The organism is Dyadobacter sp. NIV53, from assembly GCF_019711195.1.
Lineage (GTDB): Bacteria > Bacteroidota > Bacteroidia > Cytophagales > Spirosomataceae > Dyadobacter.
Genome location: NZ_CP081299.1, coordinates 5,007,781 through 5,030,518, shown reverse-complemented (window position 1 = coordinate 5,030,518; position 22,738 = coordinate 5,007,781). Strand labels below are relative to the sequence as shown.

Genomic DNA, 22,738 nt, shown 5'->3' with positions numbered 1-22,738 from the left:
GTGGGCGGTACCCACGGTTGAGGTATTTAGCCCTTTCAGGGCGGTTGAATTCTTTATCCTATTTGCCGGCGGCCCATTTTACTGAATTTCTTAAAATGGTTTTGTACGGTTCTATCGTATGCGATGCAGCATCGTGTCCTGGCGCAATACCGACGATACGGCCTTTTGGATATTTTACGATAACCAGGCTTGGAAATACTTTATCCGAATCTGCTGCTTTGGCCGTTGCAAGTACTTCAATAGGTGTACCTGCCGCATCGGCAATGAAATAATAAAGCTCATCATCCAGATGGAAAGTGGCTGGAACACCTTTGGTAACAGGATGTTTGGTATTTGTAATCGTTACATCAAACGGACCATATTTGTTATGCCCTTTCGAACCGCCACCCACCAGTTTCTGATTGTATTCAGGCCAGTCCGCCCAGTTGTACCACAGTGCTGGATGTGCAAGAACCAATCCTTTTCCGGAATCTACAAAGTCAAAAATGGCTTTCCTTGTTGCATCATCTTTAATTGGCTGGTTATTGGCCAGATACAGGACATCAATATCAGACAGTTTGGATAAAATAGTGGTTGGGTCGCTCGTGTATTCAACACTTGCCAGGCCGTCTTTCTGAAGTGTTTCTACATCTTCCTGTTTGTACCAACGGTCAAAATCATGCGATGATCCTCCTCCGACGAGCAGTACACGAATCGCCTTTTTCTTTATTGGATTGACAGTCTCACTTTGTGCACTGGTAACTCCAAAAATGATCAGGAATAAAAAAGCCAGACAGGTTTTTAAAATGGGATTTAGCATTTTTCAGATGTAGTTTTTTAAGTATTTAAAGAATAAAGAAGTTAGGCTGTTACAAAAGCTTGGGTCGTTTATGCCTATTTTGTTACACGCAATATTCCGTTCATCCCACGCCAGTGCCCTGGAAATGTGCAAACGTAAGGATAATCACCAGGTGTATTTGGCACAGTAAATTCAAGCGTAACCGTTTCTCCTGAATTGACCAGTTTGGTAGAATACAGCACTTCCGGAATTTTGGGCACATATTGTTTCTCAGCCGCTTTGGGATCGCTTAACATTTCATCGGCTGCTTTGCCGACTATTTGCAATGTACCAGGTTTCAACAAAAGAAAATTATGCTGCATACCGTCAGGATTTTCCAGGTTAATCATTACTTTCTGCCCTGCTTTTGCACTAATCAGTTTTTTATCATACTGCATAATTTCTTTTTCTACTCTAAGCTCAATTATCATTGCATTAGCCGATTTTGAAGATACAGACGTATTTTCTTTCCTGACTTCGGGAGTTTCTGTATTGCTATCATCGGGCCGGTTCAGTTCCAGGACAGCTTTTTGAAAATTGCCGTCAAAACCAAATCTACCCTCATAATTTCCCAGTTTATCTTCGCCTTCAACATCTTCACCGGTACGGATTGTATTAGAAAGCGGCTCCATAAATAGCATATGTGCTTTGCCTTCTGCAACCCTCTTTCCATCAATATCAATACTGATTTTACCTGTTTTTGATAAACCTGCTGTTACATCGAACTTGTCCGGAAGCGGCTCGCCTGTAGTTGCCTGGCTTACCATACCATGTTGTTTCACCATCATGATCAGCTTTCCGTCCTGAATGTACAAGGCATAGCCCCCGTCTTTCCCACCCTGTCCGGCAATAAAACCACGCAGTGGCTTGTCCTTCGATTTGGTAACACTCGCCTTAATTGTTATTTCTTTTCCGGTTACATCAGGAGGGAACTGCAAAGAATTCCTCCTGCCCAAAGGATATACTTCCTTGTGTAACGCCGAAGCAATCTGTTCGCTGAATTTAGATTTTAAAGATGCTTTTTCGGACACAGCCAAAAACCCCTTTTCATGTGTAATCGCAGCAGCCAGTATTGCTTTTGACAACCAGCCATCTTTTGCATTTTGTTCATCGAGCGATGCCTGATATATCGCTTCACCAATTTTTTCAGATGTTGGTAATTCTACCAATGCGACAAAAGCTGACAAACGTGTGTTCAGGTTCGGATCTTTCATCAATGGCTGAATCGAACCAAAACTTTGACCATTTTTAGGTAAAACACCGGCTGCCGCTTTTCTGACACCTGCCGCCGGATGAGTCAGCGCTTTGTTTACGACCTGCAAAGCTTCCGCATTGGAACCGTCAAGAACGCCTAACCCGTGCAATGTCCATAACGCATGAATAGCCGGACCATTTAATCCGATTTCGTCAACTTTCTGATTGTTAATGATCTTGTATAAATCAGGAACTATAGAGAGCTTTTTCGATTCAACCAGTAGTCTTTGGGCTGTCATTCTCCAGAACATATTGTCATTTTCCAAAGCCGCAATTAATCCCGGCAGATCGTCTTTGGAAAGTTTAAGTGCCGTATTCTTTTTTGCATTTTTATACACAACCCTATAAATACGGCCATGGCTTAAATCCCGCATCGGACTACTAAACGCATTCCCGGGTCCATGAGGCTGTTCTTTGAATGGTATGATAAATTCGGCAGGTGATTGAGCTGGAACGAATACATTGTGCTGGATAATGAAATTGTACCAATCCGAAACCCACACTGCACCATCTGGCCCTACTTCTGCCTGAACCGGCCCAAACCATTCATCAGAGCTTGCCATGAAATTCCAGCCATCTTTTTCCTTAAAACCTGCTCCATCCGGTTCAATGATTGACTTATGTACCAAACGAATAGTAGGCTCTGATACAAAAGCAATGCGGTTCCAGTACTCCTTTGGAAAATTTCTTGCGGTATAAAAATGATGTCCGGCTGCGGAAGTAAACCCTCCTACCACATCCACCTGCCGCAAATTGGGCGTCATGGAGTGTGCATCATAGTGGCCATCTATTTTCTGAACAGATTGTATCGCATTTTCTTCTCCTTCTACCGAACGCTGAAGAAATTTGGCAGGCATGGAATAATATGCGCTATGCGTGTTATTGGCAGTTGAAAGAAAAACATTGTTATCTTCCGTTACGCCCAATCCCCAGGTATTATTACTGCTGCTTCCCAGATAAGCAAATTCTTTTCCGTCAGGTTTGAAATTATAAACGCCTTGTGAAAAATTAAACGGTTTGCCATTAATAGAGCCTTTAAATCCCGAATAACCATTCACGCCCCAGATTTTGTTATCAAATCCGTAAAGCAAATTGGATGGCCCTGCGTGCGTATCATTTTTACCCCAGCCAGTGATGATCACTTCTCTGACATCAGCCACGTCGTCACCATTTGTATCTTTCATAAACACAAAATCGGGTGCCATGGAAACTATAATCCCGCCATTGGAAAATACCATACTGGTTGGAATATTCAGTTTGTCAGCAAAAGTTGTAAACTTATCCGCCTTCCCGTCTCCATCCGTATCTTCACATATTTTGATCCGGTCATTGGCTGCTCCGTCAGTTTCTTTAAACGTATTGGGATAATCCACTGATTCTACCACCCACAAACGCCCTCGTTCGTCCCAGGCCATTGCAATCGGATTGGTAATATCGGGTTCTGCCGCAAAAAGCTTTATTTCAAAATCGGCCGGGATCTGGGTCAGCTTGTTGGATTCCAATGGTGATAAAGATTCCTGCATTTTGGCCACCACGTGCCGTTTGGTATAATGTGAAATCGTATCAGAATTGTAAATATCCGGATCAGGAATATTCAGTGCAGCAATCTGATTCTGAACCTTGTCTCCCATTGCCCATACAACACCGTTTCTAACCAAGTCAAGAAAACCTTTATTAGTCCAGGTACTATCATCGTGACCATAAGCCGTGTAAAAAACCCGCCCTTTTCCTTCATTTCGAACCCAGGTATAAGGTTCGTGATGATCGCCTTCCACTCGTTCTCCCAAAATAATTTTATCAGGATTCAGATTTTTATGTACGTAAGTTTCATCAAATGTTTCAAAATCTGTAATTCCTTTCATCACCGGATGATCGGCTTTCAGGATAATATTTTTGAAAGTATCAACTTTATGGGAAGCAAACTGCCCGCCGATGGTTTTAATATACCATTCGGAATTGCGGAAACAGCCCGAAGCCGAGTGCAGCGGGATCAGCCCTTTACCGCCTTCCACAAATGCTTTCATAGCACTTTCCTGTGAAGCAGACAGTGAATCGTGATTTGCATAAATGATCAGGCCATCATATTTATCCAGGTTCTCAGTATTCAGATCGTTCAGGTCAACGGTATAAGTCATGTTAATACCGCTGTGAAAAAGCTTAATGCCGAGCCAGGGAGCATATTTTCCTGAATCGTGGTGCTTGCTGTTATGGCCTAAAAACAGAACTTCTGCCCTTCGTCCTTCCACTTTTGCACCACCGGTTTTACTGCCGGTTGAATTCATTTTGTTGTGTGCACAACCAATTGCAAGTAAGCCGATGAACAAAACGACAATGTATTTCCTCATTAATCCATTCATTTAAATCAATATTTTGGCATGAAATATTCTGCTGTTTTTAGACCGCAAAACTTAATATTATTGCATTTACTTATTATTAAAGTCCGGTGACTTCAAAGATTACTTACTCTTTGTGCCAGGACAGGTGTAAATTTATTTGTGCATAAGTGTAGCAGATAGCACCCTTATGCACAAATAAAGATTCAAATATCTATAGCTGCACCATTTGAACAGGAGAAAATACCATGTCCTCCACGTCCTTTATTTTTATACCTACACGCGCAAAAACATAGTTTTGAGCCGGAACAAGAGCCGGAACTGTGGCTGTTAAACTGACATTATTCAGATCCTTCAGATCAGTCCCTGCGATATCGAACACCGCAATATTGGTTGCCCTTGAAACAAACTCTGTTTTATTGACATAAAGCGAAACTCTTTCGATATCCTTTCCTGTAGTATCGGCAATGATCTTTTCCAGTTTTAATACAGCCGAAATCTTGTTTTCCGCTCCACTTAACTGAGCGTTCCGGATCATGTAATATGGCATTACCTCCACGTCCAATGTCTGGCCGCCTGAAAAGTTTACAAATATTGTATCCTTAGCCACTGCATCTTTTTCAACGGTTTTAAAAGGCCCTTCTCCTTTCGGAAATGCTATTTTATAATTACCGTCAAAAAGCACAGCCGAATAGGAACCATCCTGGGATACAGGCGCGTCAATAGCTGCAAGCTTACCAAACCCAGGCTGCCATAATTGTAATCTGACCTGATTGTATTCCACACCGACAGGCTCTCCTTTATAAACAATCCTGCCGGATAATATTGATTTCGGCGCCGTGAAGTTATCCTTTTCACAAGAAACAAAAAGGACAGCCAGTGCCAGAAAATGCATAAAATGAAACCTGATTTTCATAATATCTTTTCGTTTAAATGTGATCATCTATTGATTAGGATTTCTAACGATTTTCGGGTTATTATTAACAACTTCATCACTGATCGAAGAATAATAATTTCCCAGCTGAAAGCGGTCAGCACCGGTAACGCGGCTTAATTTAACTACCTTATAAAGCCACTTGCCATTATTAGCTGATGCCGGGTCATACAATTTGTAGGGCCACAAAGCCCAGGGCTGTGTATTTCTTTTGGTAGCTTTTCCAAGATTTGCAGTAAGGTCGGCAGGAGTAATTGCATTGCCGTCCATGATCAGATGCGCAATCCGCCAGCGTTTTATATCGTAATGATAATGCCCTTCAAAAGCCAGTTCCACCCGGCGTTCATGCGCTATCCGGTCGAAAGTAATTTCTGATGGCTTCAATGGAATGACCAGTCCTGCACGTGCCCTTACCTGGTTCATATACATGGCTGCATCCGTAGAATTTCCAAGTTCAAACGAAGCTTCGGCAGCATTTAACAAAACTTCTGCATAACGATACCGCACCAGCCAAACCTCGCTATTTACACCACGCTGGCCAGAACCTAATACAGGATCCAAATATTTACGCAGATAAAAACCTGTTTGTGCCGTAAATTCAAAGCCGTCGATCGGGCCATCAAAACCCACAACCTGTTCCGGCACTGTTTTGCCCGGTAAAGTCTTTTGTGCACCACGGTCATCACCGCTGATGATGGATCCGTTTGCCAGCTGAAAGCCCGCCCATATATCCACAGCCCTTCCTTTAAAAGTAGTACCCGGCAGCATGACAGTTCCACCCAAACGTGCATCACGTCCCGCAAAAATATCTGCCTGATTGGTATAATATAAAGTAGCACCGGCTGCATTGGTAGTTGGAATAGGTGCAAAAGTATTATCCAGTTTTTCAAATGACTCTACCAGATTCAGGGAAGGATTAATACGGCCACCTTCTTCCTCTTCGGCACCATAACGAGGCTGGTTCCAACCTGTAAAATAATGGACCTTACCGCTTTTTAATTTATAATCTTCCGCAAAAATGACTTCTGAATTATTGGCCTTGTCATAAAAAATACTCGCGAAATTTTCAGATAAATCGGGTTTTTTATTATACAAAGCATAAGCACCTGCACTTCCGCTGATGATTGCCTTTGCTGCACTCAATGCTTTGGTATAATAACCTGTTGCCATTGCAGCAGGAATACCTATCTCTCCTCCCGGTAAAGAAACCTGAGGTGTATTTACTCCGTATTTTGCAATGGAAGCAGCATGTAAAGCGGCCCGCGCCTGCATTGCCAAAGCTGCTCCCTGGGTTGCCCTTGATTTCTCACCTGCATTTACCGGCAAAGTTGATTTGATTTCCTCAGCTTCCTTAATTACAAAATCGTATATCTCGGACTCTTTTGCTCTTGGATATTGTAGGTATGAGGGATCACCACTGAAATCGTACGTCATAGGTTCCAGGATGAGCGGGACACCACCCATTCGTTTCACGAGTTCGAAATAATATGATGCTCTTAAAAATCTGGCTTCTGCCAAAAACCTGCTTTTAATTTCGGGAGATAATTTTTCCGCTGCTGTACATTTCTGGATAAACATGTTCATTTCCCTGATATAACCATAATCCCAGATTGACCACGTATTATAATCCCAGCCACTATTTTGAAATTCGTTGTACCGTCCGGATTCAGACCAGAAAGCCTCATTGAAATCAGCCATTCTCGTCCATCCCGGCAGTGTCGACAAACCGCCGGTTCGTGGGAAATCTTTGAAATTGGCAATCTCCACATACCGGTTGTATAAATTTCCCAGTACCGATAATACCTGGCCTTCATCAGCCCATACCTGTTCCTCGGTGAGAATACTCGTCGACGGCCGATCCAGAAAATCATCATCATTACAGGACCAGCTCAGCGTGAGCATTACAATCATTGATATATAAAATATTTTTTTCATCTTGATATTTTTAATACGATTAGATTGACAGGTTAATCCCTACGTTAACAAACTTGTTCTGAGGATATTGCAAACCATTATCATCAGCAATTTCAGGATCGATACCAAACTTTTTCAGATTGTCAATGGAGAATAGATTATAACCGTTGATATACACTCTTGCACGCTGCATTTTTATTTTTTCCAGTATAGATTTTGGTAAAGAATATCCCAGCTCAATCGTTCTGGCGCGGATGTACTTCACATTATGCAGCCAGAAGGTAGAGTTTTTGTTGTAGTTGCTATGTCCGCCGTCGTTGTACCGCAAGGCAGGGTATTTTCCCGGAATCCATTCACTGTTCAGATCGAAAGGATCTGCGCGGTGCCATCTGTCCAGAAAGATACTATTCAAAGCACCATCATTCTGGTATGCCCATCTTTGCTCCCAGTTCTGGTTCCAGGAATACATAGCACCTCCGGAAAAATCAGCATTGAATGTAATCCCTTTCCAGCTTGCCGACAGATTTAACCCAAAATTGATACTTGGCTGCCCGCTTGTTGTGTATCCGATTGGCCTTTGATCCAGATCATTGATGATATTATCTCCGTTAATATCTTTATAAATCAAGTCTCCCGGAAGTAAAGTCCTGTTTCCCTGTCCGTCGATATTAACCGTATATTCGTTAATCTGCTGCTGAGACTGAAACTGCCCGACACACTCATACCCCCAGAAAATATTACTGTAACGGCTTTCCGATGAATTACGGAACCGATCCCAGGAATTGTTAAAGATTGGTTTGTAGGATGACACAAATTTGCTTCTTGAGAAGGAAACATTACCACCAACCGAATAACTGACATTACCCGATTTTCCGTTATAGGTCAGTGCGCCTTCCCAGCCTCTTTGCGAGTCACTGTTCACATTTTCATCAGGTAAACTATAACCCAGTTCACTTGGTACCAATATGTCATATTTCCGACCAAGCAATCCTGTCCGGAGGCGGTAGAAATAATCAACCGAACCGGTAATTTTTGTTCCAAGTAATGTAAAATCTGCTCCAACGTCAGTAATCTTACTTTTGAACCAGGATATATTATTGATAGGCTGGCCTTTATCACGCGTGGTCACTACCGCATTCCCACTTAAAATTACGTTTCCCTGATTGTAATTGTACCCGGGCAGATACGCATAGGGACTTAACGGACTATTAGGATCATTGTTAAACAAAATATTATCGTCTCCCAAAATCCCGTATGATCCCCGTATTTTAAGGTCATCCAGAATGCTGTGCGAGCCTAATAAATCTTTAATAAATGACTCTTCTGTTATTCTCCATCCAACAGATGCCGAAGGGAAATAACCTACACGCCTGTCAGGTGCAAACTTCCAGGAAGCATCCCTTCGACCCGATACTTCAATATAATACCGATTGGCATAATCATAGTTAACCCTACCGATATACCCTATACGTGCCCACTGATCATCCCGGTCGTTATAGGTGTCCATTGTAGCAAAATACATTAGTGGTAAAACATTGGTAGAAGGTACCGAATGTGCCCATTGTTCCTGGTCTCTTTCCTCCTGGCGCTCAGCTACAAACGTGGCACCGATGGTATTTTTGCCAAATGTATTGTTATAGTTTATTTGTCCCTGATATACATTCCGCATTGTTTTGCGGGTACGCCTTTCACGCCATGGATTTGTACTTCCTCCTGTTACTTTGTAAGTATCATCTGTGGCGTTGTAAGTATATGCCTGATAGGTATATTCATGGCCATTCAAAACCTGATCACCAATATAATAAGAATACATACCTCTGACTGCCAAACCTTTCACACCCGGAATTTTGTATTCACCTGTCATGTTTGTTTGCAAAACACGCCAGATATCGGTCTGATAACCTCCCAGTTTCTTATTATTGTAAGCCCAGTTAGTTTCGTTGTGTTTGATGTCATTCAGGTACAGCGGATTGTCATTCGCATACGGTCGTTCAAAAGGGCGATTACGTAAAATCGCAAATCGGGGCAGCCAGTAATCATCACCACCAGGAATACCTGGCTGATCTCTGGTTTCAATCCGGCCATTGATCTGTACGCCAATTTTCAGGTTGTCGGTAATGTTGGCATCTACATTACTCTGGATATTATTTCTTGCAAAAGTAAATTCGCGGCCCAGTACGGAATTCTGTTTCAGCCTTGTTGCAGAAATATAGTAACTGATTTTATCCGAACCTCCATTGATATTCAGATTAATAGAAGATAAGGGCGAATTCTTCTTCACAATAAAATCTTTCCAGTTAAACGTCTGGTAGCCTGGTTCTGTCCCGGCTCTGTACTTATCGAGTTCTGCTTGCGTAATGGAAGTTTGTCCGTATTGATTCATCTCCGCTTCTGCCCTGCCAGCCATCCATTGGTATGAATCATTAACGACGTTCGGAAACCGCGACCAGTTTTGCCATCCTGTATAAGCATCCAGATTTACAGTATTTTTCGTACCATTTTTCCCTCTTTTTGTCGTCACAACTACCACACCATTTGCAGCCCGTACACCATAAATTGCAGCAGAAGCATCTTTCAGAACGGTAATACTTTCTACATCATTAGGTGAAAGATTATTAAACTGGCCTACATCCTGCTGAATACCATCAATGACAAATAAAGGATTTCCCATATTTCGTATCTGAACAGTTGCACTGGCTCCCGGCCGTCCATCCGGCATCCGGAATGTTACACCCGGAATTTTTCCTGCCAGACCCGAACTCACAGTAGATCCACCATGAACCCGGTCCAGGTCTTTGCTGGTTACTGTGGCTATGGCACCTGTTAACGATTCTTTTTTCTGTGTACCATACCCAACCACTACTACTTCTTCAAGAGCTTTGTCATCTACTTTAAGCGCCACATCCACAACGCTTTGGCTGTTGGATACAACAACTTCCCGGGACAGAAATCCAACAAAAGAAAAAACCAATGTAACTTCTCCGTTTGGTGCGGTCACGGTATACTTACCGTCAGTATCAGAAGATGCACCAATCTGGGTTCCTTTTACAACAATACTTACACCGGCCAACGCTGCACCAGATTCTTCCTTTACTGTTCCTGTAATGGATCTGTCGATCGTTTGTATAACAGTTTCATCTGGCTGGCCATCTATCGCACCCGAAGCTGGTTTCGGATCAGGCGACGGATGATTTGGCTTAATTACAATAAGGTCATCAGTGGCAGAATACTGAAGTTGCAATGGCTTAAGCAATTCATCCAGTACGCTTGAAAGCTGGCTGTTCTGGGCTTTTACAGTTGCTTTTCTATCGGATTGTATCAGTTTGGAACTGAAAACAAATCTTACGTTGGTCTGCTTTTCCAGTTGCTTGAGTATCTTCTTGACATCCTGATTTTCTACATTCAGGGTAACTTTCTGATTCAATGCTGACTGGGCTCTTCCATCATGTGCCAGTGACATGCCTGCAAACAGACAAGCCACAAAACATTGAATGACTGTTATACGCATGAGTGTAAATAGTAAGTCATCAATTCGTCGAACTTTTTTCATATTTTTGAATGATTTGTTGGTTAACTAGATATTTTTCAACGAAATCTTTCCCATTCATCCATTGAAAAACGGATATGCACAATGTCATCTTACGAGGGCATTCAGGGAAATCTTTGAGGTCAGTCATGCTGCAACATGGCTGATCTTTTTTATTAGCTTAAGTATGCTTTTACCATAAATTAGTAGTTTGTTTAAGTTAAGAATATCATTTTCAGGCTTGTATTATCTTTGATAAAAAATTTATTTACAGCCCCGGCCGGTAATAGTTACCTCATTATTTTTAACTATAAAGTCAGCATCCAGGGCGGCACAGATCACAGTAAGTTTTTCAATAAATGGCTGTCCGATCAGCGTAGCGTTAAGCGGGCAATTTTTTAAGAGTGGCTCGTCGTATATGATTTTGATATTATACGCATTTTCCAACACCCTGAAAACTTCCGATGCCGGCGTCTCGTCAAATACAAATAAGAGTTGGGAAATATCCTGTGCGTCCGGTGCAACAATACTGGTTTCCATAGTTTTAACTGGCTTCCCGCTTTGTCTGGACACTGCAATTTTTTGATCCTGATTTAAGATTATTCCTTTTAATTCAGGTTTATTTATATCAACATTTTCAGAAGTATTTTTGCCAAGAGAAAAAACAGACACCTTTCCTGTTTTAACTTCTACATTCACTTCTTCACCATTTTCAGGCGCATCAACTGAAAAGCTGGTTCCCAAAACTTTTGTAACAATGCCATCCGTATAAACCAGAAATGGTTTTTCCGGATTTTTAACAATTTCAAAAAATGCTTTTCCTTTTAAAGTTACTTCACGTCTTTTCGTATCTGCCTTCCTTAAATAACTTAATTGTCCACCCTGATGTAATACTACCGAACTCCCGTCGGCCAATAGGACGGTCATGGGTTTGTCAGTATTATTTACTTTTTCTATCCAGTCAGAATTATTTTGAGATTCTATACTAGATAATTCTTTGCTTTTTCCGGGTTGTTTGGTAAAGTACAGATAGCTCATAGATGCGATGCCCAATACTAAGGCAACTGACGCCGCAAAGCGAACCCATTTCCAATTAACAATTACTTTGTCAGGAATTACCTCAGCGACATTTTCAATATGGAGATGGCTTTCCACCACACTCCACATTTTATTGGTTTGTTCAATTGTCGGTTTATTTTTTCCTGTATCTTCTGCCAGAAGCTTCACATAACCTCTCGCAGTTGCTACCAGATTATTTTTTTCAGGATAGTCTGCTAAAAATTGCTGCCAGCGGGTTTCATTACCTGCATCCGGAAATCTTACCCAGGCAATGAAATCATCATTTCTGATCAGTTCTGTGAGCGAATAAGGATCATGTTTCATTCTTCGGAAAACAATTAGTTAGTCTTTCAAATAGAAAGAGCGAAGAATTCTAAAAATGACCTCTTTAAAATGAAATTTTTTTATAAAAAAATTCTATAAAAATCTAAAACGAAGAAAACCAGTACTGGTGGGATCAAAAATTCGCTATAACTGCGAAGAGAAGTAAGTGCTTTGTATATAAAATTACGGACCGATTTTTCATTAACTCCCATAATCCGGGCAATTTCTCCGATGCTGAAATCGTCGAAATATCTTAAAGTTAATGCTTCAACCTGCCGTTCGGGAAGCCGGCAAATTAATTCCTGTATCCGTTTCGCCATAATGGAAGTAGATTCTCCCTCAATCAGCATCGTTTCCGAATTAGAAATTGTAGCAGGCATTTCCTGATCCTGTAACATAGTAATTTCTTCGGTAACCGGAAACTTATCATGACTGACATTTATCCGGCGCCGTAAAGCACGGTACAAATAGAATTTGATGGAAATAATATTATCAGTGAGATTATTTCTCAGTCTCCAGATATCAATAAATACATCCTGGACCGCATCTTCAACAATGGCAGAGTTGGCGGATAATTTACAGCCATAATTATATAGAGTCCCATGATAACGGTCAAAAATGATAGTAAAACAGAGCTCGTCCCCTTGCCTGATCCCTGTCCACAGTTCCTGATCCGTTTTATCAGTCTTAAAAGCATCAAGAGTGATCACCACTATTTGCGTTTTTGTTAGTGAAGCATAAAGCTAAATATTTATCCTTAAAATGCTATTTCAGAATGGATAATAATTGTCAAAATCAAAAATCTATGCTATATAATTTTGATCTGTGAAGTTGGGGATAAACACATGGCACGGCTGATCCATCGGGCTTCGTGAAAAACCTGATGGATCAGCCGTGCCACAGATCACCACTTTTGTTGTTTTAAATTTTATGCCATTTTATACCGTTTCCAGTACTTTGATCAATTCCTGGACCTGCTCCACAGAAGTAGCCGGAAAATTTGCAATGCGTAATTGCGATGATTTAAACTGACCATAACCGGTACCAATGACCATTCCCTTCTCCTTCACAGCTTTTATAACATCAGCTGAGGGCAATTCTGTATTAGCAACTATTACCGTTTGCGAACGATGTGCCTTTTCCTTTACAAACGGCGAAAATCCTTTATGTTTTTCAATAAATTTATAAAGCAATTGTGCTTTTTGTTCTGTTTCTTTCCGTAATGTTTTTACACCAATCTGATTAAAATCTTCGGCTATTTTACCCAGCAAATAAATCGCCATCACATTTGGTGTTGCAGGCGTTTCATTATTTAAGCTGTTTTTCCAAAGTGTCGGCAAATTGTTATGTGCTCCGATTGAATATTGCTGACGGATCGATTCTGCTTTTTTAAGGCATTTTTCATTCACAATCCATACACCCAAACCTGCCGGTAATCCAAAAGCTTTTTGAATGGAAAAGAATGCCGTATCAATAAGCTTAAAATCCAGGTCAGGATAGGGTGCCGATGAAACGATATCAACTGCAATCAGCTTATCCGGATTTTTCTGTTTCAGCTTATGGATTTCTGCCACATTCATTTGCACACCCGAACTGGTTTCATTGTGCGTAGTACATATCAGTTCTGCATATTCCGGAACGGTTACTTCGGCGGCGGTAAAACCCTCACCCATTGGCTTTTCCAGCTTATGGGCGTATTTGTTCAGGCCATGTGCGTAATCGTAAAATTTCTCAGAAAACGAGCCGTTCACCAAATGAAAACTTTCAAGCTCCACGCAGCTGAACAGGATTCGCTCCCATATTTCCGATGCCGATCCCAGAAAAAGAATAGCGTGCGTTTCAGGAACATTTAAAAGTATACGCACCTGTTCGACCGTAAAGCGATGAAGATCACGATACTGCTGACTGCGATGTGAAATAGACCCAAGCTGCCCGCTGACGAAATTCTGTAAATGCTTTTCGAAAGTAGGGTAAAGCTGCGCCGGACCCGGAGTAAAAAAAGTTTGCATTTTGATTGTAATAACAGGAGTTTGAGTAGTTTGTTTATAAATGTGATTTCAACAGCTCCGGATTTTGCCCGGAGCTGTTGAAATTCCGAGAATTAATACAACATTCTGAAACGGATTGTACCTTCTACTTCTTTCACTTCCTGAATAAATTCTTCGGTATAACCCTTTGCGATATCCACAATAACGTAACCGATATTCTCATTTGTTTTAAGATACTGGCCTGTTATATTAATGTTATTTTTTGCAAAAATAGCATTCAGTTTTGCCAGTACACCCGGTACGTTCGCATGTATATGCAACAGACGATGTGAGTCTTTCAATTTTGGCAATTGTACTTCCGGAAAATTAACGCTTCCGTAGGAACTACCGTTATTCATAAACTCAAGCAATTTGGCCGGCACGAAATGCCCGATATTTTCCTGAGCCTCTTCTGTACTTCCTCCAATATGCGGGGTTAATATCACATTCGGAAGTCCAAGCAGTTCGTTTTCAAAAACTTCGTCGTTGGTTTTAGGCTCCTTAGGAAATACATCCACGCCTGCTCCTGCAACTTTACCACTTTTTACAGCATCAGCCAGGGCCGCAATATCGACTACATGTCCACGGGAAAGGTTCATGAAAATAACACCGTTTTTCATCAGATCAAACTCGCGCTTTCCTATCAGGTTTTTATTCTCTTTTCTTCCGTCAACGTGCATGCTGATCACATCCGAAATTCCGAGCAGTTCATCGAGAGAAGTTACTTTCCGTGCATTTCCCAATGACAGCTTTTCCACTTCATCATAAAAATAGACTTCCATTCCCAAAGCTTCTGCTACTACCGAAAGTTGTGTACCAATACTTCCGTAGCCCACCATACCGAGTTTTTTACCGCGTATTTCAAAGCTTCCGTTAGCCGATTTATCCCAGATCCCTGCGTGCATCTGGTTACTTTTCGTAACAATATTCCGGATCAGCAAAATCATTTCACCAACGGCAAGCTCTACTACAGAACGCGTATTGCTATATGGTGCATTAAAAACGGCGATACCTTTTTTAGCCGCTTCTTCAAGGTCAATCTGGTTGGTCCCGATACAAAAAGCACCAATTGCTTTCAAACGGTTTGCATTTTCAAGGACACGTTTGGTAATATTCGTTTTAGAACGGATCCCGATAATAGAAACGTCCTTAATTCTTTCGCAAAGTTCGTCCTCGTCCAGGGCGCCTTTCACAAATTCTACATTAAAACCCTGCTCTTCAAAAGCGCGCAAAGCGACCGGATGCACATTTTCCAACAACAGCACTTTAATGCGGCTCTTAGGATATGACTGGCTCCTGGTCATTTTATTATCATATAAAAAGTCGTCAAATGAAGTTGCAATATGATCTGCAACTGCCATAACGCGTGGACGCTCTACGTTTTCAGTAAAAGCATAAAAACGGTTGGCAAGCCCGGATTCTTTCAACTGATAATCCGTATAACCATCTCCAATGGCGAATACATCACCCGTCAGGTTTAGCGAAGAGAGCAATTTTGTTTTGCCACCATCCATCGACAATACATTTTCTTCATCGATTCCAATAATATTATCGTCTTCATCAAAACGGAATTCATTGGCATATACATGATCTGCACGAATTCCCAGTTCAGTTGCAATGGGAACGATAAATTCCTTAAAACCACTGGATATAATAAAAATATTATCCCTGTTTTCAGTCAGAAAAAGTTTATTGCGATTAAAAGAATCTGAAACTTTACCCCTTAACAAAACGATCAGATCATCAATATGGGAGCGTTTTGCTTTTAACAGATCAATACGCTGGCGAAGTCCTTCTGCAAAAGACATTTCTCCATTCATTCCCTTATTTGTCAGGTCAACAATCTCCTGAACGATCTTTTCACGGTCAGAATGCCCGGCAAGGGCGATTGCAGCTAACTCATCCAGACCTTCTACTTTTGTAAAAGTGCTGTCAAAATCAATGATAATGTACGGGCTACTAAGTGTTAATGTGGGCATGAAGCGGCAGATAACTGAATGATTATCAATTTAAAGGTAAATAAATCAATACGACTTAACCCGCGGTTAGCGAATTAAGCCACAAAATTACGAATCTGTTTCCTTTGTCGCTAACAAAATATGCAGCAGATGAATTTTATTATTGAAGATATTCGTGCAAATCATCATTTTCGATGAATTCCAATGCTTTTTTTCTGACCAATAAATACCGTCAGTAAGATTTGCCGGCCTAAATCCACAATGTCCGCCATGCGTACTAGGTTCCAGCCAAACGCCGGAAAGAGAGGAAATTATATCCAATGGCAAACTCGAATATGGTACGATCGGATCATTTACAGCATTAATGATCAGTGTAGGAACAGAAATATTTTGTACAAAATGCATTGAGCTGCATGCTTCGTAATAATGATCTGCGCTATTGAAGCCGTGTAAAGGCGCGGTATAAATGTGGTCAAAATCGTAAAGGGTACGGACTTTACCATAATCTTTTAAGCTTATTTTATCAGGAAAAAGGCGCGACTTGGCATCAACCTTCGGCCTGAGTGTTTTTAGGAAACGATGCATGTAGACCCGGTTCTCAGATTTGATGATAGCCAGGCTGCATGCCTTAAGGTCCATTGGAACACTAAATACAACAGCCCTTTTAATAGCCGGATTTATATTAATTCCTTTTTCTCCCAGATATTTTAAGGTCAGGTTTCCACCCAGGCTAAATCCGATCAGTCTGATACAGTCATAACCGTGAACAAACGCATGGTTTATAACCAAATCCAGATCCTCAGTAGCACCGCTATGATAGAACCGTAATGTTTTATTCATTTCTTCACTGCAACTGCGAAAATTCCAGGCAAGGCAGTCATATCCATTCGCATTAAGCAAGCGTACCATTCCAAGGATATATTGCCGTGTACTGTTTCCTTCCAATCCATGCGACAGGATAACCAGCTTTTTAGATCTATCAGATTGTTGCCGGGCATAAGACCAGTCCAGGTCAAGGAAATCGTGGTCAGCTGTAATAATACGTTCACGTTTGTACTTTATACCGGAAATTTTTCTGAAAAGCGCCGGATATATACTTTGTAAATGGCCATTTGGAAGCCAGAATGGTGATATAAAGCCGGAGTTTTTTAGAATTGGCATATAAAATGATTACAAAAGTCTTCGTAAAAATAGACATTTACGCTTTTTAACAGATAAAAATTCATTCAACCAAAACAATCTGTTCGGCAAATAAAAGTTTTTTTATATTTAAATAAGAAAAATAATATTTTGCGAAGTGCCTATAAAACAGCATTTTACGATAAAATAATATCGAACTCACACTTAATAAAATAGAATTATTCTAAACATTTTTTAACTGAAACCTTGTATATCTCTATTTTCTATTTACATTTGGCTTTTAAAAAATATAAGATCAATACTAATGGCAGAAGGCACAGTTAAGTTTTTCAATGATTCCAAAGGATTTGGATTCATCCAACCATCAAATGGTGAAAAAGACATTTTCGTTCACGTTTCAGGTCTTCAAGACGATATCCGTGAAAATGATAAAGTGTCTTACGACGTAGAAAATGGAAAAAAAGGTCTAAATGCAGTTAACGTAAGAGTTATCTAAGTTTAAGTCATAATAAGACATTTCGAAAGCATCCTGCACTAGCGGGATGCTTTTTTTGTATACATTAGCTCCTGATCTTACATCAGGGTTCAATCAGTTTTCCTTTCAGCCATTGATTGTCCAAAGTCTGAGACTGCCAGGTTTGAACAGGAAAATCGATTGCTTTGACCATGCTGTTAATTTCTACTTTATAACTTTCAACCCGGGAGCCATCCATCTCTGCTAATTCTTTCAAATATGGAAGTTTCGTCTTTCCCAAATCGGCAATATATCTAAAATCTAATTCCTGGGCGTAATTTGGATTATACCACGTGATAAAACGGTCCCAGTCCACTAGGCTGTAAGAGGTAAGCGTAAAATAAAGTATCCAGGTATTCTGACGAATGAGGTACCAATTGGTCCTCAGGTGTCTGATTTTCATTAAAGTCAGGTACAAACCAATTCCAATAAGTATCAGACCAATAAAAACCCAGATACGTTTGTAAGTAAAACCAAATGCGCCAACATAAAGGATGTTTTTATAACAAGTTAGCATTGCCAGAAAGCTATTTAATACAATCCAGGCAGTTGCCAATTTTACCAGACGCGTTTTACGGCTGTAAAAATTCTGGTTTTCCCGAAAATAATACATTATGAGCAAAATAGCAGCTACTATACTCATTATCAGCATATCAAATCCCTGATGTACCTGCTCGGAATGATTGCTTTGGTATTTAGTCAGTGAAGGAATAAAGATCTGAAGTGTGTTGAAACAAATGAAGAAGAGAATAAGTATATTAAGCATGAAAAACATAATCACGCCCTGGAAATTTTCATGCATAAGCCCCATTTTATTGATGCCTTCTCGTTTCACTCGTATTCTTTTAAGTATATCAGGGTTTTTCAGGTCCCATTCTGTAATTTTCTTGAATCCCCAGGGGAAAATTAAGGGACATAAAATAATGCTTCCAAAGACTGCATATAAGATCAGGTCAAAGTCAATTTTTGTTTCAGGAAAGCTTAAATCCAGGAAAAAATCCGGGTTTGCGATACAATAGAAAAAATAAAATATTGCTGTTACCGTGGCTGGAGCAACATATAAATAAGCTCTTTTTAACGTAAAACCTGATAAAAAGGGTAATAACGAGCTGTTGGCTTTTAAACTACTGAAAAATGCTGCAAGACGTACAAAAAAACCGATAGCAAAACTTCCTGCTAATCCATTTAAAAATACAACCAGTAGACTGCTTTGTAACATGAATACAAATCCTGCTAAGGCAAAGCCTGAAAAATTGTAAAGAATGATTGACATAGGCGTACCGTGCCAAAAAACAGCAATTGCCGTAATTAAATGGATACCTGCACCGAACCTCCACATCCTTTTACTTTGTAATCCATGATGCCAGGTTATCAGAATTACCATAATAACAGAAAAAATCAATCCGTTAAAACCCAGCGATTGATTATAAAATAACCATGTGTGCAGAGAAGTTAATGTAATCCACAGTAAAGATGTGCGAAATCGGGACATAGAGTTATTATTTAAAAGTACTTTGTACTGCAAAGTAAATTAATAAAACTCATTAAATTTTAATTTTGACGAAAAATTTTAATGTAGCCGGTTAAATGTCAGATATGAATATGTTTATAATCTTATTTAACCTTATTCATTTCTTCAAAAGCCTTATGAATCTTTGGATTCGAAGGTTCAGCACGCATGGCAGCACGTCGCTTTTCAGCATCCTTCATCCATCGGTATAACCATGAAATGCCATTATTTCCCTTAAAATAATCTATTGATTTATAAACCGAATCGCTCATAGCATCTTTCAGACTTACAAACCGGTACTTTTTTTCTTTTAGTTTTTGAATTATTTCAGGTAGGTAATCTGTATTCAATTTGCTGTCATGACACAAATATATCTGACTTACAGACCGTCCGTATATACCAATAGCCAGGCTGTCAAAGTAATCGAAAAACTTTATTGTCATTTCTACGTATTGGCTGCCGATCATTTCAGCTGATTTATTGTCTTTCTCTCTTAATGCCCTGTTATATAGTTCAGCATACATCCAATCTTCACTTTCTACAGTAAACGGAGTTGAAATGTATTTTTTATCAGCTAAAAATTGCAGTATCCGTTCATGTTCAAGGCTGTCTTTTCCCAAACTGTTAAATGGAAACCGAAAATATTCCATTGTTTTTCCTGAGCCTTTCAAAAACCGCTTCGTTGTTTTTTCTCCTTTTAATACATCGTCTGTAAACTTTTCAAACCCGATATCACCATAGTTTTGATGAGAATAACTGTGATTGCCGACCGTGATGTAATCTTTCAGAATCCATTCTTTCAGAAGTTCTTCATTTTTTGAAACTGCTTTCGTTTGCTGAAGATTTCCTTCGTTGATAAATATTGCAATGGGCAAATGCAGGGAATCGAGTTTTTTAAGTAAGCCGGAGGAATAACCATCAGATTCGTACAACCACACATTTGGCACATCATCAATGGTTACTGACACGTTTTTCTGGCCAACAGAAATGTGGCTTATCAAAATCATCGTGAGCAAAATGAGGAAGTTTTTCATATTAAGATTACTAATCATGGGTTTAAAATGCGAACCTAGTCATTTCGCACTGAAAAAAATTTAAATATATTCTTTGATAAGCTATTAGGTTCTTGAAAATTAAACCTTTATCCTTAATTTACAGACAATCAATCCTTCACTACTTAAATACTTACACAATGCTCAATTTTACCTTCGCCGGATATGGCAATCGAATCATTGCCCAGATTATTGATGTCATTATTGTCGGGTTTGCCGTATCCATCATTGCAATGCCCATTTTTGGTTTTAGTATTTTCTCCGGTATGAACGTGGACGACCCCAGTGATATCAGTGCATTGTTTGCCGGTCTGGCCATTTTGCCCCTTCTATTGTTTGCATTTGTAGGGCCGGTTGTATACGAAGTATTAATGATCAGTTCTGCAAAGCAGGCTACATTTGGAAAAATGCTGATGAAAATCAAGGTCGTGGATGAAGCCGGACTAAGATTGACATTAGGTGCTGCAATCGGCAGGACGCTGATAAAATATGTATCGTCCCAATTATGTATCCTGCTATGGCTATGGCCTTTATTTAACGACAAGGAACAGGCTCTTCATGATCTTGCTGTAAAGGATTTTGTAATTCGCAGCTGATAACAATGAATGCTGTTTATTTAACACGATAATGTCAATAAAAAACGGACTTATTGCTTTTGTAGCATCAGCATTAATCCTGGTTTATTATGTGATTGATCCAACCATTTCCAACTTTGGCCTGCCCTGTTTGTTAAAGGCGGCGACCGGTTGGGATTGCTGGGGCTGCGGAGGGCAGCGTGCATTCCATCAGTTGCTGCACGGGAATTTCCGGCAAGCGTTGCATTTAAATGCCTTGGTTTTTCCGGTAGTTTTACTTTTTGGATATATTTTATTTTCTGAGTTATCCCAACAGCAGCCTTCCTATCAATGGCTTCGCAGAAATGATGTCAGGATCAGTACTGCGATAATCGTATTAAGTTTTACGATTTTCAGAAATATTGTTTAATATCAATAGCCCGGAATTTTAACCCCGGACTATTGATGCAAACTTATCTTGCTACTTCAATCTTAAACTTCTTCCCTTTCATTTTTTCTTCTGCGATCAGGCTCAGCATCGGTTTTACTTTACTTTTACTTACGGCAGCAAAAGAAATATTATCCTTTACTTCAATCAGGCCAAGGTCCTGTTTTTCCAGTTTTCCTTTTTGTATCAGAAAACCTACAATGTCCATTTTATTAAGCTTGTTTTTCTTTCCTCCGCTGATATAAATTGTAGTCCAGACCGAAGCTGGCGGCAATTTTAGCCTGCCGGGAAGTTCAAGTATCTGAGGTTTCGGTTTGATATATTCCGGCAACCTTTCTTCATTACTCATCAGAACATACGCGGTTCCCTCAGTAAGCATACGTGCAGTACGGCCGTTGCGATGTGTAAATTCATCCCCTTTCATTGGCAACTCAAAATGGATCACATGTTTCATATCAGGAATATCCAATCCTCTTGCAGCCAGATCGGTTGCAGCCAGAAACAATACAGAACCATTGCGAAAACGGATCAATGTACGTTCGCGGTCTTCCTGTTCCAGTTTACCATGAAAAAATGCGCACTCAATTCCTTCTTCTTTTAAAACCGCGCTGATACGCTCAACTGAATCTCTCAGATTACAGAAAATCATGGTAGATTCATTGCCCAGATAACTCAGAAGCTTGACAAGTGTATCCATTTTATCACCGTCCTCAGACAAAACCTGAACAACAGTCAGACCACTCTTTTCATTGCGGTTTGTGATAAAATCAATTTCAGCCGGATTCTGAAACCTGACAAATCCAGGAATTTTTGGGCCGGCTGTTGCTGATACCAGAATTTTCTTTTTTATGTTACGGAGGTTGTTGACAATTTCTTCCATTTCTTCCTGAAAACCCAATTCCAGGGATTTGTCAAATTCATCGAGCACCAGTGTAAATATGCTTCGGTATGAAAATGACTGCCTGTGCATGTGGTCCAGAAGTCGTCCCGGTGTTCCGATCAACAAAGCAGGCGGTTCAGAAAGACTTCGGATTTCAGTCTGCATATCGTGTCCTCCATAACAGCACGTTACTTTAAAACCAGTTGACATTTTACGCCACACCTGCTCAATTTGCAATGCCAGCTCTCTTGCCGGAACAATAATCAGGCATTGCACCTGATCAACATCTGCTTTTAAAAGAGATAATATAGGCAACAAAAAAGCAATCGTTTTGCCTGATCCTGTTGGTGAAAGTAATAATACTTCGTTGTTATCCTGAATCGCTGTATTGGCTTGCTGCTGCATTTCATTTAGTGCAGTAATTCCAAGCGCCGAAAGGGTAGTTTCTAAATTTTCCTGATTTGACATTTTGCAAAGGTACTGGGTTCCATGGC

Annotated in this window: 16 protein-coding genes; 3 read left to right on the top strand and 13 right to left on the bottom strand. The window is 40.3% G+C overall.

The window, feature by feature from the left end:
* Positions 1–58: 58 nt before the first annotated feature.
* The 10 genes from KZC02_RS20665 to KZC02_RS20620 all read right to left on the bottom strand — a co-directional run bounded on the left by KZC02_RS20665 (position 59) and on the right by KZC02_RS20620 (position 17,307).
* Positions 59–799 (bottom strand): ThuA domain-containing protein, encoded by a 741-nt coding sequence (locus KZC02_RS20665; protein ID WP_221390430.1) that lies wholly within the window; start codon positions 797–799, stop codon positions 59–61.
* A gap of 74 nt (positions 800–873) precedes the next feature.
* Positions 874–4,416, bottom strand: a complete 3,543-nt coding sequence (locus tag KZC02_RS20660; protein ID WP_221390429.1) for a PVC-type heme-binding CxxCH protein — start codon at positions 4,414–4,416, stop codon at positions 874–876.
* Positions 4,417–4,618: 202 nt separating this feature from the next.
* Positions 4,619–5,320: a DUF3823 domain-containing protein gene (locus KZC02_RS20655; RefSeq protein ID WP_221390428.1), complete on the bottom strand. Its 702-nt coding sequence runs from the start codon at positions 5,318–5,320 to the stop codon at positions 4,619–4,621.
* A gap of 27 nt (positions 5,321–5,347) precedes the next feature.
* Positions 5,348–7,273 (bottom strand): RagB/SusD family nutrient uptake outer membrane protein, encoded by a 1,926-nt coding sequence (locus tag KZC02_RS20650; protein ID WP_221390427.1) that lies wholly within the window; start codon positions 7,271–7,273, stop codon positions 5,348–5,350.
* Between the two features lie 19 nt (positions 7,274–7,292).
* Positions 7,293–10,802, bottom strand: coding sequence for a TonB-dependent receptor (locus KZC02_RS20645; RefSeq protein ID WP_229253698.1), 3,510 nt, complete (start codon positions 10,800–10,802; stop codon positions 7,293–7,295).
* A gap of 240 nt (positions 10,803–11,042) precedes the next feature.
* Entirely contained in the window at positions 11,043–12,161 is a 1,119-nt protein-coding gene (locus KZC02_RS20640; RefSeq protein ID WP_221390426.1) for a FecR family protein, read from the bottom strand.
* A gap of 80 nt (positions 12,162–12,241) precedes the next feature.
* Complete coding sequence (locus KZC02_RS20635; protein WP_229253697.1) at positions 12,242–12,871, bottom strand: RNA polymerase sigma factor; 630 nt, start codon at positions 12,869–12,871, stop codon at positions 12,242–12,244.
* 228 nt (positions 12,872–13,099) lie between these two features.
* The gene (locus KZC02_RS20630) at positions 13,100–14,170 is read right to left on the bottom strand and encodes an aminotransferase class V-fold PLP-dependent enzyme (RefSeq protein ID WP_221390425.1); all 1,071 of its coding nucleotides are present in this window, start codon (positions 14,168–14,170) and stop codon (positions 13,100–13,102) included.
* 92 nt (positions 14,171–14,262) lie between these two features.
* Positions 14,263–16,167: a phosphoglycerate dehydrogenase gene (serA, locus tag KZC02_RS20625; RefSeq protein WP_221390424.1), complete on the bottom strand. Its 1,905-nt coding sequence runs from the start codon at positions 16,165–16,167 to the stop codon at positions 14,263–14,265.
* Between the two features lie 87 nt (positions 16,168–16,254).
* Complete coding sequence (locus KZC02_RS20620) at positions 16,255–17,307, bottom strand: YheT family hydrolase (RefSeq protein ID WP_221390423.1); 1,053 nt, start codon at positions 17,305–17,307, stop codon at positions 16,255–16,257.
* A gap of 283 nt (positions 17,308–17,590) precedes the next feature.
* Between KZC02_RS20620 and KZC02_RS20615 the strand changes: the two genes are divergently transcribed.
* The gene (locus tag KZC02_RS20615) at positions 17,591–17,782 is read left to right on the top strand and encodes a cold-shock protein (protein WP_131958299.1); all 192 of its coding nucleotides are present in this window, start codon (positions 17,591–17,593) and stop codon (positions 17,780–17,782) included.
* An 82-nt stretch (positions 17,783–17,864) separates the two neighbouring features.
* Here the strand turns inward: KZC02_RS20615 and KZC02_RS20610 are convergent, their stop codons facing one another.
* Complete coding sequence (locus KZC02_RS20610) at positions 17,865–19,292, bottom strand: DUF4153 domain-containing protein (RefSeq protein WP_221390422.1); 1,428 nt, start codon at positions 19,290–19,292, stop codon at positions 17,865–17,867.
* A 122-nt stretch (positions 19,293–19,414) separates the two neighbouring features.
* Positions 19,415–20,344 carry a polysaccharide deacetylase family protein gene (locus tag KZC02_RS20605; RefSeq protein WP_221390421.1) on the bottom strand — a complete coding sequence of 310 codons (930 nt, stop codon included), beginning with the start codon at positions 20,342–20,344 and terminating at the stop codon, positions 19,415–19,417.
* A 158-nt stretch (positions 20,345–20,502) separates the two neighbouring features.
* Between KZC02_RS20605 and KZC02_RS20600 the strand changes: the two genes are divergently transcribed.
* On the top strand, positions 20,503–20,958 hold the full coding sequence (locus tag KZC02_RS20600) for an RDD family protein (protein WP_221390420.1): 456 nt from the start codon (positions 20,503–20,505) through the stop codon (positions 20,956–20,958).
* A 31-nt stretch (positions 20,959–20,989) separates the two neighbouring features.
* On the top strand, positions 20,990–21,346 hold the full coding sequence (locus KZC02_RS20595; protein WP_221390419.1) for a DUF2752 domain-containing protein: 357 nt from the start codon (positions 20,990–20,992) through the stop codon (positions 21,344–21,346).
* A 43-nt stretch (positions 21,347–21,389) separates the two neighbouring features.
* Here the strand turns inward: KZC02_RS20595 and KZC02_RS20590 are convergent, their stop codons facing one another.
* Positions 21,390–22,712, bottom strand: a complete 1,323-nt coding sequence (locus tag KZC02_RS20590) for a DEAD/DEAH box helicase (protein ID WP_221390418.1) — start codon at positions 22,710–22,712, stop codon at positions 21,390–21,392.
* Between the last annotated feature and the right edge of the window lie 26 nt (positions 22,713–22,738).